The sequence below is a fragment of the Acidaminococcus sp. HCP3S3_G9_1 genome, assembly GCF_052122455.1.
In the GTDB taxonomy this organism is placed as follows: domain Bacteria; phylum Bacillota; class Negativicutes; order Acidaminococcales; family Acidaminococcaceae; genus Acidaminococcus.
In genome coordinates, this window is record NZ_JBQKCH010000001.1 from 255,336 (window position 1) to 270,080 (window position 14,745).

General features: G+C 57.9%; 13 protein-coding genes. 4 read left to right on the forward strand and 9 right to left on the reverse strand.

Annotation, left to right across the window (positions count from 1 at the left end):
• Window positions 1-33: 33 nt before the first annotated feature.
• Window positions 34-2,322, reverse strand: a complete 2,289-nt coding sequence (locus ACTQY1_RS01230) for a hydratase (RefSeq protein ID WP_441373732.1) — start codon at window positions 2,320-2,322, stop codon at window positions 34-36.
• A gap of 417 nt (window positions 2,323-2,739) precedes the next feature.
• On the opposite strand from ACTQY1_RS01230, the gene ACTQY1_RS01235 reads away from it, so the two are divergent.
• Window positions 2,740-3,597 carry a LysR family transcriptional regulator gene (locus tag ACTQY1_RS01235; RefSeq protein WP_441373733.1) on the forward strand — a complete coding sequence of 286 codons (858 nt, stop codon included), beginning with the start codon at window positions 2,740-2,742 and terminating at the stop codon, window positions 3,595-3,597.
• A gap of 631 nt (window positions 3,598-4,228) precedes the next feature.
• On the opposite strand, the gene ACTQY1_RS01240 is transcribed toward ACTQY1_RS01235, so the two are convergent.
• From ACTQY1_RS01240 to ACTQY1_RS01260, 5 genes are all read right to left on the reverse strand, one after another.
• Window positions 4,229-4,732, reverse strand: a complete 504-nt coding sequence (locus tag ACTQY1_RS01240; protein WP_441373734.1) for a DUF6803 family protein — start codon at window positions 4,730-4,732, stop codon at window positions 4,229-4,231.
• Between the two features lie 199 nt (window positions 4,733-4,931).
• On the reverse strand, window positions 4,932-6,092 hold the full coding sequence (locus tag ACTQY1_RS01245) for a sensor histidine kinase (protein WP_022487885.1): 1,161 nt from the start codon (window positions 6,090-6,092) through the stop codon (window positions 4,932-4,934).
• A gap of 4 nt (window positions 6,093-6,096) precedes the next feature.
• Window positions 6,097-6,813, reverse strand: coding sequence for a response regulator transcription factor (locus tag ACTQY1_RS01250; protein WP_022487884.1), 717 nt, complete (start codon window positions 6,811-6,813; stop codon window positions 6,097-6,099).
• 63 nt (window positions 6,814-6,876) lie between these two features.
• Entirely contained in the window at window positions 6,877-7,146 is a 270-nt protein-coding gene (locus tag ACTQY1_RS01255; RefSeq protein ID WP_022487883.1) for a hypothetical protein, read from the reverse strand.
• 150 nt (window positions 7,147-7,296) lie between these two features.
• Window positions 7,297-8,199, reverse strand: coding sequence for a metal ABC transporter solute-binding protein, Zn/Mn family (locus ACTQY1_RS01260; protein ID WP_022487882.1), 903 nt, complete (start codon window positions 8,197-8,199; stop codon window positions 7,297-7,299).
• A gap of 168 nt (window positions 8,200-8,367) precedes the next feature.
• On the opposite strand from ACTQY1_RS01260, the gene ACTQY1_RS01265 reads away from it, so the two are divergent.
• The 3 genes from ACTQY1_RS01265 to ACTQY1_RS01275 are packed head-to-tail and all read left to right on the forward strand — an operon-like array spanning window position 8,368 to window position 10,286.
• Window positions 8,368-9,042 (forward strand): metal ABC transporter ATP-binding protein, encoded by a 675-nt coding sequence (locus ACTQY1_RS01265; protein WP_022487881.1) that lies wholly within the window; start codon window positions 8,368-8,370, stop codon window positions 9,040-9,042.
• Window positions 9,035-9,847 carry a metal ABC transporter permease gene (locus ACTQY1_RS01270; protein ID WP_022487880.1) on the forward strand — a complete coding sequence of 271 codons (813 nt, stop codon included), beginning with the start codon at window positions 9,035-9,037 and terminating at the stop codon, window positions 9,845-9,847. Before ACTQY1_RS01265 ends, ACTQY1_RS01270 begins: the two co-directional genes overlap by 8 nt.
• Window positions 9,840-10,286, forward strand: coding sequence for a Fur family transcriptional regulator (locus ACTQY1_RS01275; RefSeq protein ID WP_022487879.1), 447 nt, complete (start codon window positions 9,840-9,842; stop codon window positions 10,284-10,286). The genes ACTQY1_RS01270 and ACTQY1_RS01275 overlap by 8 nt, the downstream gene beginning before the upstream one ends.
• A 29-nt stretch (window positions 10,287-10,315) precedes the next feature.
• On the opposite strand, the gene ACTQY1_RS01280 is transcribed toward ACTQY1_RS01275, so the two are convergent.
• The 3 genes from ACTQY1_RS01280 to ACTQY1_RS01290 form a co-directional block, all read right to left on the reverse strand.
• Window positions 10,316-11,605: a Na+/H+ antiporter NhaC family protein gene (locus tag ACTQY1_RS01280; protein ID WP_154488443.1), complete on the reverse strand. Its 1,290-nt coding sequence runs from the start codon at window positions 11,603-11,605 to the stop codon at window positions 10,316-10,318.
• 97 nt (window positions 11,606-11,702) lie between these two features.
• Window positions 11,703-13,223 (reverse strand): galactarate dehydratase, encoded by a 1,521-nt coding sequence (garD, locus tag ACTQY1_RS01285; protein ID WP_022487877.1) that lies wholly within the window; start codon window positions 13,221-13,223, stop codon window positions 11,703-11,705.
• Between the two features lie 16 nt (window positions 13,224-13,239).
• On the reverse strand, window positions 13,240-14,553 hold the full coding sequence (locus ACTQY1_RS01290; RefSeq protein WP_154488442.1) for a lactate racemase domain-containing protein: 1,314 nt from the start codon (window positions 14,551-14,553) through the stop codon (window positions 13,240-13,242).
• Window positions 14,554-14,745: the final 192 nt, after the last annotated feature.

Here is a 14,745-nt window from a genome sequence, read left to right on the forward strand (position 1 = left end):
CCGCCTTCTCCTCTTCAGGTTGGACGGCAGATCTTATTTTTTGCTGCCTGCGTAGTAGTTGATCAGACAGCCTGCAGCCAGGATGTCTTTCTGGGAGGGTTCCACACTGCCCAAGTGCAGGGTGATCTCCCCGGTCTTCTTTCCGTCCCGGATCAGGAAGCCCTTGTATTCATCCTTGTCACTCAGGAGGATTTCCCGAACATTGGGGACATAGACCAGATCCCCCACCGCCAGTTTCCGGGAATCCTCATAAGAGGTCAGGAAGGGGAGCATCCCCCAGTTCATCACATTGCTGCGGTATCGTTTGGTGGCATATTCCAGGGCAATGTTGGCTGCCCCGCCCAGTACCCGCTGGCAGGAAGCCGCCTGTTCCCGGGCGGACCCGTCACCCGGTTTGTTGGCATAGACCACCGAACCTACAGAAGTATCTTTCTCCATCTGGTCCACAGATTCCTGCAAACACAGAGCATTTTTTACAGAACTGTACAGATTGTTCAGTTCTTCACAATTTTCCCCGTCCTGCCGGGCTTTTTCCAGGGTCCGGACAGCTTTGGCCCGTCCCACATATTCCGGCACCTTCCGGCTCAGGGCAAATTCGCTGAGGGCATAGGGATCGCTCCGGTAGGAAGAGGTTTCCCCGGAGGGGATCAGTTCGTCGGTGGTGGTCACCGGATCATCGATCCAGGCAGCCACTTTCAGCAGCAGGTTCTTATTGAGCTTTTCAATGGAGGGCCAGGGTTTGATGGAAGGTCCGTACACCAGCTCTTCCTTTTTGTCCGGCTGGCCGATGCCGTCGAACACCTTGTGGTCATAGGGCAGGCTGTCGTAATGGTAAGCCGGCACGCTGTCGTCGTAGTCCACCTCCGTGGCGGGAGTCAGGGCCCCATGGTTGGCTGCCGTGGCTGCCACGCTCCGGGCATCCATCAGAGCTACGGAAGCGATCTGGCCCTTGCCGGGTTTGCTCCCTTCCCGGTTGGGGAAGTTCCGGGTGGTGTGCCGGACGCTGAATCCCTTGTTGTTGGGAGTATCCCCGGCGCCAAAGCAGGGACCGCAGAAAGCGGACCGGACCACGGCACCGGCGTCCATCAGGTCTGCCAGGGCTCCGTTGCGCATCAGTTCCATGTAAATGGGGTGGCTGGAGGGATAGACGCTGAAAGCGAACCGTTCGCTGCCGATGCTCTTCCCTTTCAGGATATGGGCGGCCGCCACCAGGTTTTCGTACAGCCCGCCGGAGCAGCCGGCAATCAGACCCTGGTCGCAGTGCATCTTCCCGTCATAGTATTTGTCCGCCAGACCCAGGGACAGTTCCTTGTTGTCCAGCATGTTCACTGCCTGTTCTTCGATTTCCGCCAGCAGGTCTTTGCCCCCTTCGTTCAGTTCCTTGATGGTATACACATGGCTGGGATGGAAGGGCATGGCAATCATGGATTCCACCTTGTCCAGATCTACCACCACGGCTCCGTCGTAGCAGGCCAGATCTCCCGGTTTCATTTCCTTGTAGGCTTCCGGACGGTGGTGGAGTTCCAAATAGTCCTTTACGGTGGTGTCCGTGGACCAGATGGTGGTCAGGCAAGTGGTTTCCGTGGTCATCACGTCGATGCCGTTCCGGAAGTCCATGGACAGGCCGGCGATCCCCGGTCCCATGAATTCCATCACCTTGTTCTTCACGAAACCGTTTTTGAAAACGGCTTTTTCAATGGCCAGAGCCACATCCTGGGGCCCTACCCCATGGCGGGGTTTCCCTTTCAGATAAATGGCGATCACCTGGGGCCGCTGGACATCGTAAGTATGGCCCAGAAGCTGCTTCACCAGTTCCGGACCTCCTTCCCCGATGGCCATGGTGCCGAAGGCCCCGTACCGGGTGTGGCTGTCGGACCCCAGGATCATCTTCCCGCCGCCGGCCATCCGTTCCCGCATGTATTCATGGATGACGGCCATATGGGGCGGTACGTAAAGGCCCCCGAACCGCTTCACGGCAGACAGGCCGAAAACATGGTCGTCCTCGTTGATGGTGCCCCCTACGGCGGCCAGGCTGTTGTGGCAGTTGGTCAGGATGTAGGGGATGGGGAAATGGTCCAGGCCGCTGGCAATGGCCGTTTGGATGATCCCCACATAGGTGATGTCATGGCTGGTGAGAGCATCGAACTTCAGATGGAGGTCTTCCATCCCGCTGCCCTGCTGGTGGGCTTCCATCACCTGATAGGCCAGGGTCTTCTTCACCCCTTCCGCCCGGTCGGCTTTAACTCCCTGGGCAGCCAGTTCCTGCTCCGTCAGCAGGTTTCCGTCTCTGTAATATACATTCTCATGGATCAGTTCAACCATTTTTTGCTCCTCCAAGCTCTCCGATTCAATTGTGCACAGCCTTATCATAGAATTCTCTGTGAAATAACACAAATACGTGTTTATTTGTATCAACCATCAAATTATTCTATGGCTAATTTGAAACCACCCGCAGGCAGTTTCAGGGTTTTCCACAATTGGGAGAACCGGGACAGATTCTTCCCATGGGACCGAGACTCATGGTTCGAGCCTCGAGACCCCAAAAAGGGACTGCTGCTCATGCAACAGTCCCTTTTGGGTTTGCTGGTTTCCAAGAGGCGACGCTCTCTTCCGAGATCTGCCCGCTGTCCCCTCTTTCCCTTTCAGTGTACCTGTTCCCGACCTAAAAAACAAATAGGATTTTATTCGGTTTTGCGATAAAATATATTTATTCTTTTAAGCTCTGAAGGAGGCCCCCTTATGGACAACAAAGACATCCTGCTGCTGAAGACCCTCTACGAAGAAAAGAACATCACCCACACCGCCAAGCGGCTGTTCCTGTCCCAGCCGGCCCTTACCGACCGGCTGAAACGGCTGGAGGCGGAATTCGGCTGTACCCTGTTCCTCCGCCAACCCCGGGGAATCCAGTTCACCTCGGAAGGAGAACTGCTGTACCGGTTCTTCCTGAAGACCGAAGCCTCCTACCTGAAGATCCGGGACACCCTGTCCGATGCCCGGGTCCACCCGGCCGGCACCCTGTCCATTGCCTGTTCCAATGTGTTCGCCAAATACCATATGCCCCGGATCCTCACCCAGTTCCGTCAGACCTATCCCCGGATCGAGATCCATCTGAAAAGCGGGTTCAGCCATGACCGGTATCGGGAATTCCTGGAAGGGAAATACCATGTGTGCATTGTCCGGGGCGGCCACAACTGGAACGAAGAAAAACGGCTCCTGTGGCAGGATCCTCTCTGTGCCTTCAGCCGGGACCCTCTGAACATGGATCTTTTGCCCAGCTATCCCTACATCCATTACATCACCGATCCCATACTCCAGGACCTGTTGGATGACTGGTGGTTCGCCCATTACAAGAAGCCGCCCTTTACCATCATCGAAACCGATGCCATGGACACCTGCCTGAAAATGGTCCAGGAGGGACTGGGGTTCACCCTGCTCTCCCGGAGCTGCGGCCAGGACACCCCCCAGGTCCACCCCACCGTGCTCACCACTGTGGAAGGCCAGCCCCTGATGCGGGAAACCTGGATGTACTACCGGAAAAACTACCACCTTCTGGCCAGCGTCCGGGCCTTTGTGGAGTTCATGAAGGAGAAGTATTAAAAAGGGCGGCATAGGCGCCGCCCCGGTCAGCGGTCAACGGCCGATGGAAGGAACCCGGACACGGGTTCCTTTGCAAGAGGACGCAGCCTGCGGCTGCTAACCCACCACCAGCCTACTGGCTGGTCCCCCGCCCTTGCAAAGGGCGGATAGTGGCTTTTCCAATTTGGAAGAAGAAGCCGAAAACACCCCCGCCCTTGCAAAGGGCGGATAATGAGTACCAGGGCATATGCCATGGCACTCACATAATGCAATGGGCCGAAGGCCCGAGCAGATATCCGCCCGTTTCAAGGGCGGGGGACCGTTGCGCTTGCGCAATGGTGGTGGGTTAGCATCCAACGGATGCGTTTCCAATCAAAAGCAGTTCCCTTTTGGGGAAAAAATTACGTACTTCCCAGCGAAATTTTTACTGTCTGCAATAAGCGTTGGGGAAATAAAAAGGGGCTATTGCACGTTGCGTGCAACAACCCCTTGAGTCGCGGGCTTGTTGGTGCTGGCCGAAGGACCCGTTTTGCTGATTCCAGCAGATTTTGCCTTGTCATCCTATAGAAAAAGGTCAAACGGCTTGGACGTCCAGGCTCGCGACCCGTGACCCACGGCCCGCGACCGGGGGTGTGGATACATTCACACCCCCTTACATATGCCCCATCTGGTGCATCTGATGCATCGGGGCGGGCATGGGCTGCCAGCCGGTGATGGTGGGATCCACCATGCCGAACACCATGGCCACGTGGCTCACCACCAGGAACCCGATCAGAAGGCCGAAATGGCGCAGGGTCCTCTGCTGGTCCGTCAGGTTCTTTCCGGTGACCCCCAGTTCCATAAGAGCAATGGCCCCCAGGGGAACGATTCCCAGCAGATAGGCCCCGATGGCCAACTGGTCCGCCCATCCCTTCCAATGGATCCCGGGCACCACGTTCACCAGGAGATACAGCACCACCAGGGCAAAATACACCCCGGCGGCGATTCCCAGCCGGTGGTTCCAGGCCTTCCAGCCTGCCGCTTTGCCCTTGTAATAGGTGGTGTAAAATTCCGTGGCCACCAGGGATTCCGCCAGCACCACCGGGATCACCATAAACAGGATCAGGTTCCAGGGCTGGTTGGCCGCCAGCAGATCCATATAATTCGTCATAACCATTGCACATCGCTCCTTTTCAGCAGTTCCTTAAAATCATAGTTGTATTATAGGGATAGAATGTGCAGATGGTGGGAAGAGAATATGAAGAAAATATGAAGGGGTTGTTGCCTAGGCAACAGCCCGGTCAACGGTCAGCTGCCAACGTTCAACGGCCGCTGACCATGGACCGCCAACAGGCCGGCAGCCTATGCAGCCGGCCCTACAATTCCACCACAAACTCCGCCCCGCCCTCTTTCCGGTTCCGGGCAGTGATGGTCCCGCCCTGGGCTTCCACGAAGCTTTTGGCCAGAGAGAGCCCGATACCGCTGCCTCCAGAAGCCCGGTTCCGGGATTTGTCTCCCCGGTAGAACTGTTCGAACACATGGGGCAGGTCTTCCGGGGCAATTCCCGGCCCTTCATCGGCAATGGTCAGCCGCACCCGGTCTCCTGCCGGTTCCGTTTTCAGCAGGATGGGGGTCCCCGGATGGGTGTACCGGATGGCGTTGGTGATCAGGTTGTACAGAATCTGGTTCAGCCGGTCCGGATCCAGCTGCCGTTCCGGCAGACCGGGTGCCAGTTCCTTTACGAACCGGAGCTTTTTTTCTTCCAGCAGAGGTTCCAGCATGTCCGCCGCCCGTTCCACTTTTTCATCCAGATCCACCGGCTGGAGATGGAGTTCCAGACGATGAACCTGGGCCAGGGACAGATCCCGGAGATCTCCCACCAGCCGGGTCAGCCGCATAACCTCTTCCTGCATGGAGAACAGCTTGTCCGGAGCCGGTTCCTCCACTCCGTCCAGCATGCTTTCCAGGTGGCCCTGGAGCACCGCCAGCGGGGTTTTCAGTTCATGGGCGATGTTGGCCAGAAGCTCCTGCCGGTTGCTTTCATTGGCCGCCAGTTCCGCGGACATCTGGTTGAACACTTCCGCCAGCTGGCCCACTTCATCCTGGGTATCCACCGGGACTTCCTGTTTCAGGTCCCCCTGACGGATCTTTTCCGCCGCCTGGGACAGCTGCCGGAGAGGCCGGGTGATGTTCCCGGACAGGAAGTAGCTGACCACCAGCCCCACTCCTGCAAACAGGAAGCCAACCCACCACAGGGACTGGTGATAGGATTCCACAAAGGTCCGTTCCGCCACCCCCAGCATCATCCGGTGGTGCATGCCTCCCATGCCCATGCCGCCCCCCATCATCCCACGGCCCATGCCCCGGCCATAGCCGCCGGCTCCCTGCTGGCCCGCCAGGGCGGAAGGATCCTGGAGATACTGGAAAAAGTGGGTTTCCATCTGTTGGCTGCAGATGGAAATCACAATCAGGGCACAGACCAGGATCAGCAGGAAAGTGCTCACCATCATTTTGTTCCGTACACTGTGAAAGCGCATGGCCTCAGCCTCCGAATTTGTAGCCGATCCCGTACACCGTCAGGATGTACCGGGGATTTTTGGAATCCGGTTCGATTTTCCGCCGCAGGTTCCGGATGTGGGCATCAATGGTCCGTTCATAGCCGTCAAAGGCAAATCCATGGCTGTTTTCCATTAATTGCAGCCGGTTGTAAACATGGCCAGGGCTTTTCATAAGGACTTCCAGCAGGCTGAACTCAATGGGAGTCAGTTCGATGGATTTCCAGGTGCCGTCCCCTTCCTGGCGCAGCAGCAGATGCCGGTCCAGATCCAGCTCCAGATTCCCGGCCCGGATCACTGTTTCCGGTTTTTCCTGCTTCTGCTGGCCATAGGCTCCGTAGGTCCGCCGGAGCAGGGCCCGGACCCGGGCCACCAGTTCCCGCATGCTGAAGGGTTTGGTCACATAGTCATCCGCCCCCAGTTCCAGTCCCATGAGCCGGTCGAATTCCGCATCCCGGGCCGTGAGCATGATAATGGGCACAGTGCTTTTCTGCCGGATGGTCCGGCACACGTCCCGGCCGTCAATTTTGGGCAGCATCAGGTCCAGCACCAGCAGCTGGGGCTGTTCCTGTTCAAAGACCCGGAGGGCCTCCTCCCCGTCCCGGGCGGAAAACACCGTAAATTGTTCTTTTTGGAAATAGTTCACCAGAAGATCCAGCAGCTTGGGATCATCGTCCACCAGCAGTACAGAGTAGTTGTCCATAAGCGCCTCCTTGTTGGAGACATTATATAAAAAGGGGGTGTTGCTGTGCAACACCTCCTTTTTTCAGCTCTGCTGCCCCTGGCCGTTGTCTTCCCAGCAGGGGGGCCGGTCCTGGTTCCAGCAGCCGCCCCGGCGGCCGGCTCTCCGATGATGTCCGTTCTGCTGATAGTAAGGGCATCCAACCTGGTTGTCCAACGTTTGTACAACCGGCTGATTTTCCGTTACCGCTTCCGCTGCATGAACCGGAGATACCGCCAGCAAACGGGGTCCGGCAATGCTTCCTGCTGCAAAGAATGCTGCTGCCACTGCCAGAGTCTTGAATTTGGTTGTCATGATGGATCATCCTTTCTTTCTCATCCAGGAGGGTGGGTTTCTTTTTCCTTTGTCTTTATTATACCCGTTCCCTGTGCAGGAGTTGTTGGGGAAATATGAAGAAAATATGAAGAGGGAGGCACGGAACGTGCCCCCTCTGTCAGCGGCCCCCTACTTCAGGCTTTCGTAGATCCGTGCCAGATTCTCTTCCATCTGGACCAGATAGTCTCCTTCCCCTTCTCCCCCTTCCAGGGTGTGGATGGGCACCACTTTGGCTCCCACTTCCCGGGCCAGGGATTCACTGGTCTTGGGGCTTACCGCCGCTTCAGTGAAAATGGTCCGGACCTGATGGGCCCTGCAGTATTCCACCAGGCTGGCCAGCTGCCGGGCATTGGGTTCTCCGGAGGCAAAGACGCCTTCCACGCTGTTCTGTTCCAGGCCGAAATCCCGGCACAGATAGGCAAAGGCTGCATGACCGGTGACGAATTCCTTCCGGGGGAGATCCTGGAATTTCCCTTTGTAGGCAGCTTCCAGCTGCCGGAGACGGCCGATGAACTTTTCTCCGTTTGCCTGGTAATAGCCGGCGTTGACCGGATCCGCCTGGGACAGGCCCCGGACAATGGCCGCCGCTTCCACCTGAGCACAGGCAGGGCTCAGCCAGGCATGGGGATCATACTGGCCGTGTTCCCTGGCTTCCTCGGCATCCTCATTGGCAATGGGAGTCACTTCCCGGGCCGCCACCACCTGGACCAGGTCCCGGTTTTCCGCCGCCTTCACCATTTCTTCCGCCCAGGGTTCCATACCCAGTCCCTGGATCACCAGGACCCGGGCCCGGCTCAGGTCCTTCATGCTTTTGGTGGTGGGCTGGAATTCATGGGGCTCCGTCCCTTCCGGGATCAGGGTGGTCACCGCCACCTTGTCCCCTCCGATGGCTTCCGTCATTTCCTTCATGGCATAGAAACTGGCCACCACCGGCAGTTTCCCCTCTTTCGTCTTTTCCGGGGCCGTCTTTCCCCCGCATCCCGCCAGCAGCACCAAAGCCCCCGCCAGCAGCAAAAATAAAATCCGTTTCATTGATTGTTTCCTTTCCTTTTGCATATCCCTGTAATGGCTAAAGCAAAATCGTGGGGAAATGCAAACCATTTGCATTTTCGCGAAAGATATCATATCATATAGAGTATCGTCCGTCAATAAACGCAAATGATTTGCATTTGCGCCATTATACTGGAAAGAGGTCGTACCATGCTTCAAATATCCCATCTGTCCTTTGCTTATGAGCAGGGACCCTATCTGCTCCATGACCTGTCCATGGAAATCCATGACGGGGACTATGTGGCCATTGTAGGAGAAAACGGCAGCGGCAAAAGCACCCTGGTAAAGCTGATCCTGGGGCTCCTGTCTCCCAGCAGCGGCACCATCTCCTGCACCTTCCGCCGGCCCGCCTATGTGCCCCAGCCTACGGACATGATCAACAAGCAGTTTCCCATTACTGTCCGGGAAGTCCTGGACTATACCCGGAAAGTCCTCCAGATCAAAGACCGGAATGCGGTGGACCGGGCCCTGGACCGGATGCACATCTCTTCTCTCCAGGATCATCTCATCGGTGCCCTCTCCGGCGGTCAGTACCAGAAGGTGATGATTGCCAAAGCCCTTTTGGGAAAGCCGGATCTGATGATTTTCGATGAACCTTCCACCGGCATGGATCTGAAAAGCCAGGATGACCTGTATCCCCTGATCCATCATCTCAACGAAGAACGGGGGATCACGGTGATCACTGTAGAGCACAACCTGCGGTATGCCGCCCACAACGCCTCCAGCTTCTTCCATGTGGTCCGGGGCCAGGGGCATTTCTGCACCCCCCAGGAATACATCCGGGAATACCTGGCAGAAAACGGAGGTGACTGCGCCCATGTTTGATTACGCCTTTATGCGGAACGCCCTGGCGGTGTCCCTGCTGATTTCCCTTATCTGTCCCCTGATCGGCACCTTCCTGGTGCTCCGCCGGTACTCCATGATCGGAGACGCCCTGAGTCATGCGTCCCTGGCAGGGGTGGCCACCGGTCTCCTGTTCCATGCCAACCCCATTATCAGCGCCTTCTGTGTCACTTCCTTCTTCGGCCTGCTGATCGAAGTGCTCCGGGAAAAATTCCGCCGGTATGCAGAACTGACCCTGGTGATCGTCCTGTCCCTGTCCGTGGGCATCGCCATTACCATCATTAGCTCCGGCCTGGTCCACGCCAATGTGGATTCCTTCCTGTTCGGCAGCATCCTGACCGTAACCCAGGGAGAAGTGACCACCGTGGCCATCCTGACCGTGGTGTCCCTCCTGGCCATTTTCAGCCTGTTCCCCCAGCTGGTGCTCCTTTCCTTTGATGAGGACGGCGCCCGGATCCTGGGCGTGAAGGCCCGGGCCATCAACTATGTGTTCTCCCTTCTGGTGGCTGCCACCATTTCCGTGTCCATCCGGATCGTGGGGATCCTGGTGATCAGCTCCCTGATCGCCCTGCCGGTGGCCACCGCCCTCCAGCTCCGTCAGGGATTCAAGAGAACCATGGCCCTGGCGGTACTCTTCAGCTTCCTGGACGTTATGGCCGGTCTCTTTGCCTCCTATTACATCGGAGCCGCCCCAGGGGGAATCACGGCCATTGTGTCCGTCCTGCTCCTTCTGCTGGTCCTCTGTTTCCAGACCCGGCGCCAGAAACGGCAGGTGCGCCATGGATAAGAACGGATCTCCCCTGGACGCCCGGCAGCTGATCCGCCGGGCCGGCCTGAAATGCACCCAAGCCCGGTGCCAGGTGCTGGAACTGCTCCTGGAACAGCGGGAAGTCCTCAGTGCCGACGATATTTATGAAAAACTCCTCCAGGCCGGAGCCAGCCTGAATTTTTCCACCGTGTACCGGATCCTGGAAAGCTTCACGGAAAAGAAGCTGACGGAAAAGGTCCTGCTGCCCCAAAGCCGGAAATACGGGTTCCTGCTGTACACCCTCAGCCACACCCACCACCTGATCTGCCTGGGCTGCCACAAAGTGGTGAACATCGACGGCTGCCCCCTCCACGGCTTCGAAGAAGAACTGGCCCAAAAGACCCGGTTCGAAATCGTGGGCCATTATCTGGAGCTGTACGGATATTGTGAAGAGTGCAGGAAAAAGGGGCGCTACTGAGCAGCGCCCCTTAAAGCCGTTCTGCCCCTTCAAGCGGCAGAACGGCTTTTTATCAATCCCCACACCGGAAGCAGAATCAGATACACTCCCAGGACCACGGAGCTGTGAGGGGCTCCGGTGGTGTCCAGGATGGTGGCGCAGGCAATGGACCAGGGAATCAGAGGAGAAATCACCACCGCCGTGTTCTCCAGGTCCAGGGCCAGCTGTTCCCGGTCCTTCACAAAGGGACTGCACAGCTGGTGGGTGAGCACGATGCTCAGGGTCTGGTTGCAGGACACCATGCCGGTAAACAGGGCGGCCAGGATGATGGCCGGATAGGTCCCCGCCTTCTCCTTCAGCTGCTGGAACAGTCCCTCGATGCCTTTCAGCAGCCCGGTGCCCTTGAAGATGCCTCCGAAAGAAGCGGACAGACACACAATGGAGGCCACCCGGACCATGGAGGTGATGCCCCCGCCGCTGAGCATCCCTGCGTATTCCGGGTCTGACAGATGATAGCCGGTGGCCAGGATCCGGACCAGATAGGCCCAGGGCCAGCCCTGGACAAAATGGCACAGGAGCAGGGCAAGGAAGATGCTTACGGCCATGTTCTTCTTCACGGACACCCGGAAGAAGCTCAGCACCAGGATGCTCACCGCCGGCAGTACCAGCCAGGGAGTGAAATGGTAAATGTCATACAGACCGCTGACCATGGCGCCCACCTGGCCCATACCCGGCAGCCACAGGCCCAGCCCCAGATAGAACAGGCTGGCCAGGGCAAAGGGGACCAGGGCAAACCGGGCCATGTTCCCGATGTTTTTGTAGATGTCCGTTCCTGTAAGCACGCTGACCAGAAGGGCACTGGTGGAAACCGGAGACATCCGGTCTCCGAAATAGGTGCCGGACAAAATGGCGCCCCCGCTGTAAAAAGGAGAGATCCCCAGGGTCTCCCCGATGGACAGGGTAATCACCCCCATGGTGGCCGCCGTGCCAAAGGACGTCCCCAGCAGGAAGGATACGGCGCAGTTCAGCCAGAAGGTAAGCAGCAGGAACACGGAAGGCCGGATGAACCGGACCGCCAGGGCAATGATGTAGCCGATGGTGCCGGAAGCCCGCCAGGCCGCCGTCAGCATGCCAATGAGGATGAACACCAGGAAAATGGTCTTCACTGACAGGACTCCCTCCCAGGCCATTTTCAGCACGGCCCCGAAAGAGTGCCCCCGGTACAGTCCATAACCGAAAAACAGCAGGAACCCTACAAACAGCGCCCCCAAAAGGGGCAGTCCCGTAAAAATAAACAAAAAAAGCACGAGGCAAAAAGCCCCCAGGATAAGATTTTCCATAACTTGTGATAACTCCGTAAAAACTGTCAATGGTCAGCGGTCAATGGTCAATGGCCATTGACAAAGGGTGTTGCCCAAAGGCAACACCCTCATTATATCACGTAATCGGTGCCGGATTGAAGATGCACAGATCGTTGTGGAAGCCGTACTGATCGCTGTAGGGCTTCTTCTTTCCGCTGGCCACATCCAGGATGAACCGGAAGATCTCCGTGCCCACTTCCGGGATGGTGGCTTCCCCGGTGGCCACCCCACCGGCAGAAATATCGATCATGTCGAACCAGTTGTCCTTCATTTCGTTCCGGCTGCACACCTTGATCACCGGGGCAATGGCCAGGCCGTAGGGGGTGCCCCGTCCGGTCATGAACACCTGGAGCCCGATCCCCGAAGCCAGCTGGCTGGGGCCGCACACAATGTCGCTGGCAGGAGTGGCTGCATAGATCAGCCCGTGTTTGGTGGGTTTTTCCGCCGGGGACAACACTTCCACAATGGGACTGGTGCCGCTTTTGGCAATGGACCCCATGGCCTTTTCCACAATATTGGCCAGGCCGCCCTTTTTGTTCCCCGGAGTGGGGTTGGCATCCCGGTCCACACCCCCATCAGCCAGGTAGTCGTCGTACCATTTCATTTCCGCCGCCAGTTTGTCCCGGACTTCCCGGTTCACGCACCGGGCCGCCAGCATGGGCACCCCGTCCCGGACTTCCGTCACTTCACTGAACATCACCGTGGCGCCGCCTTTTACCAGCATGTCCGCCGCGTAACCGGCACTGGGATTGGCGGTGAGCCCGGAAAAGGCATCGGAGCCGCCGCACTGGAGCCCCACCACCAATTCACTGAGAGGCAGTTCTTCCCGCCGGCGCTGCTCCAGTCTTTGGAGCTTCTTTTCCGCCATGTCCAGGATGGCCTGCATCATGGCGTCATGGCCGTGGCAGTCCTGGAGGGTCAGGCAGTTGTCCGGATTGATTTCTTCCGGTTCCAGCAGCCGGTCATAGGTGAGCTTTTCACAACCCAGGCCGATGAGCATGATTTCCCCGCCGAAATTGGGGTGCCGGATCAGGTTCCGGACCGCTCGGATGGGGATCTTGGCCATGGGAGCGTTGATGGCCACCCCGCAGCCATAGGGATGGTTCACCGCCACCACATCATCCACATGGGGATACTTGGGCAGCAGTTCCCGGCGGATCCGGTCCACTGCCACATTCACCACCCCGGCGGCACACTGGACGGTGGTCACCACCCCCAGCAGGTTCCGGGTGCCTGCCGGACCCTTTTTGTTCCGGTAGCCCCACCAGGTGGTCTGGACCGGATCCGGCAGTTCTTCCGGCGGAACGATGTGGGTGGCATAGGGCAGATCATGGAGGGCCGGACTTTCCGGCAGGTCCAGCATGTGTTCGTTGATCCAGCTGCCCTTGGGGATGGCGTCCTTGGCATAGCCCAGGACCACCCCGTAGCGGATGATCTCTCCCCCTTTGGGAATATCCTCCAGGGCGATTTTGTGGGCCTGGGGAATGGGCTGGAGGGAAACCACTCCCGGCAGTACTTCCGTGCCCACCGGCAGGTCATGGACGGCAATGGCCACATTGTCCTTGTCCTTGACCTTGATTACAAGAGGTGCAGTCATAGGATTTCTTCCTTTCTCAGATTTTTGTCAGCAGGGTCCCTGCTGCATCGAATTCCAGGGCTTCCGGTTCATCCAGGGCTTCCAGATGAGGGTACTGCCCGGCCTTTACGGCTTCATAATAGCTTTCGCTGAGCATCACGGTGCCGATGTGGGAAGTATTGGGGATCCGGACCACCCGGACTTTGGCCGGGTCCCGGTCCACCCCGTTGGTGGTACGGATGCACAGCTGGATGGCTTCCTTGTCCGTGGGCACCACAAAGGGAATCATCCCGGATTTGAACACCGTGTTGGTGACGATGTTGGGATACATGGCATCCATGTCGATCTTGTTGAACAGCCGGGCGGTGATGCAGTTGGCCAGGCCGATGCCCAGGGCGTTCCCGTGGGAGGCTTCCGACAGGTCCAGGAAGCAGGTCCGCTGGACCTTCAGGCCTCCGTGGGCGTATTCGGTGGAGAAGGTCCCGGCAATGTTGGGGTCCACCCCGGTGCCGGAATAGTTCTTCCCGATTTCATCCACCACCAGCACATCCGCTTCCTTCACCAGCAGGGAGGGCATGTTGGCAAAGGCGAATTTCAGCCACTCCGCCTCTTCCTCGATCATGTGCGGGGTATCGATGGCCACGATTTTGCAGGTTTCGTCGTAGGCGTTTTCAATGGAGGGGATGGCAAACAGGATGGGGGCTTTTTCCAGGAACACTTTGGCCATGGAAGGGATGTGTTCCGCAATCTTTCCCATACCGTCGGCGTGAACGTTTTCCGCCCCTTTCTGTTTCCCCAGGCCCACCGCCATCATTTTGCAGGGACCGCTTTCCACCTTCCCCCGGAAAGCATTGTGCGGCTTCAGCCGGCAGGAGAGGATGATGCCGTCCGCCTCATAGGCGTTCTTGTCCATGTACACCGGCCGGCCGGAACCGCTCATGCCCAGGTACACCGTTTCCATGCTGCTGCGGATCTCACAGCCCATGGCTTCTTCGGTGATCCCGTAGCCGGCCAGGATTTCCAGCTGGCCTTCCGCCGTGGCCCCGCCATGGCTCCCCATGGCCGGGACGATGAAGGGGCGGGTGCCCCGTTCTTTGCAGAATTCCACAATGGACCGGGTGATCAGGGCCACATTGGCAATGCCCCGGCTCCCGGCAGTAATGGCCACGGACATCCCCGGTTTCAGCTTGCTCACAAAAGGTTCCCGGCTCATTTCACTCCGGACCGCCCCGGGAATCTCCTCCGGGGTCAGCACCGGCCGGGGAAAGGTCTGCCGGGCCCGGAACATCCGGGGCAAGAGTACATTTTCCAGCAGTTGGGAAACGACCCCGCCTCTAGTGGTGATTTTCATAACATCCAACCTCCTTCAACCTCAGGCAAAGCCCGAAGCCCATCCGCACAGATTTTTCTGATACCTTTATTGTACGGTCCGGGGAAGTATAAATCAAATTCATTGTTTTTAGATGATTCATTAAATATATTAAGAGGCTGCCGCAAAGCGGCAGCCTCTGTCTGAAGTCAGGAGTCTGAAGTCGGAAGCCTA

What these genes read in the sequence shown, in the direction of transcription:
- ACTQY1_RS01230 (WP_441373732.1), bottom strand. Translation starts at nt 2,322, where the DNA reads ATGGTTGAACTGATCCATGAGAATGTATATTACAGAGACGGAAACCTG.
- ACTQY1_RS01235 (WP_441373733.1), top strand. Translation starts at nt 2,740, where the DNA reads ATGGACAACAAAGACATCCTGCTGCTGAAGACCCTCTACGAAGAAAAG.
- ACTQY1_RS01240 (WP_441373734.1), bottom strand. Translation starts at nt 4,732, where the DNA reads ATGGTTATGACGAATTATATGGATCTGCTGGCGGCCAACCAGCCCTGG.
- ACTQY1_RS01245 (WP_022487885.1), bottom strand. Translation starts at nt 6,092, where the DNA reads ATGCGCTTTCACAGTGTACGGAACAAAATGATGGTGAGCACTTTCCTG.
- ACTQY1_RS01250 (WP_022487884.1), bottom strand. Translation starts at nt 6,813, where the DNA reads ATGGACAACTACTCTGTACTGCTGGTGGACGATGATCCCAAGCTGCTG.
- ACTQY1_RS01255 (WP_022487883.1), bottom strand. Translation starts at nt 7,146, where the DNA reads ATGACAACCAAATTCAAGACTCTGGCAGTGGCAGCAGCATTCTTTGCA.
- ACTQY1_RS01260 (WP_022487882.1), bottom strand. Translation starts at nt 8,199, where the DNA reads ATGAAACGGATTTTATTTTTGCTGCTGGCGGGGGCTTTGGTGCTGCTG.
- ACTQY1_RS01265 (WP_022487881.1), top strand. Translation starts at nt 8,368, where the DNA reads ATGCTTCAAATATCCCATCTGTCCTTTGCTTATGAGCAGGGACCCTAT.
- ACTQY1_RS01270 (WP_022487880.1), top strand. Translation starts at nt 9,035, where the DNA reads ATGTTTGATTACGCCTTTATGCGGAACGCCCTGGCGGTGTCCCTGCTG.
- ACTQY1_RS01275 (WP_022487879.1), top strand. Translation starts at nt 9,840, where the DNA reads ATGGATAAGAACGGATCTCCCCTGGACGCCCGGCAGCTGATCCGCCGG.
- ACTQY1_RS01280 (WP_154488443.1), bottom strand. Translation starts at nt 11,605, where the DNA reads ATGGAAAATCTTATCCTGGGGGCTTTTTGCCTCGTGCTTTTTTTGTTT.
- garD (WP_022487877.1), bottom strand. Translation starts at nt 13,223, where the DNA reads ATGACTGCACCTCTTGTAATCAAGGTCAAGGACAAGGACAATGTGGCC.
- ACTQY1_RS01290 (WP_154488442.1), bottom strand. Translation starts at nt 14,553, where the DNA reads ATGAAAATCACCACTAGAGGCGGGGTCGTTTCCCAACTGCTGGAAAAT.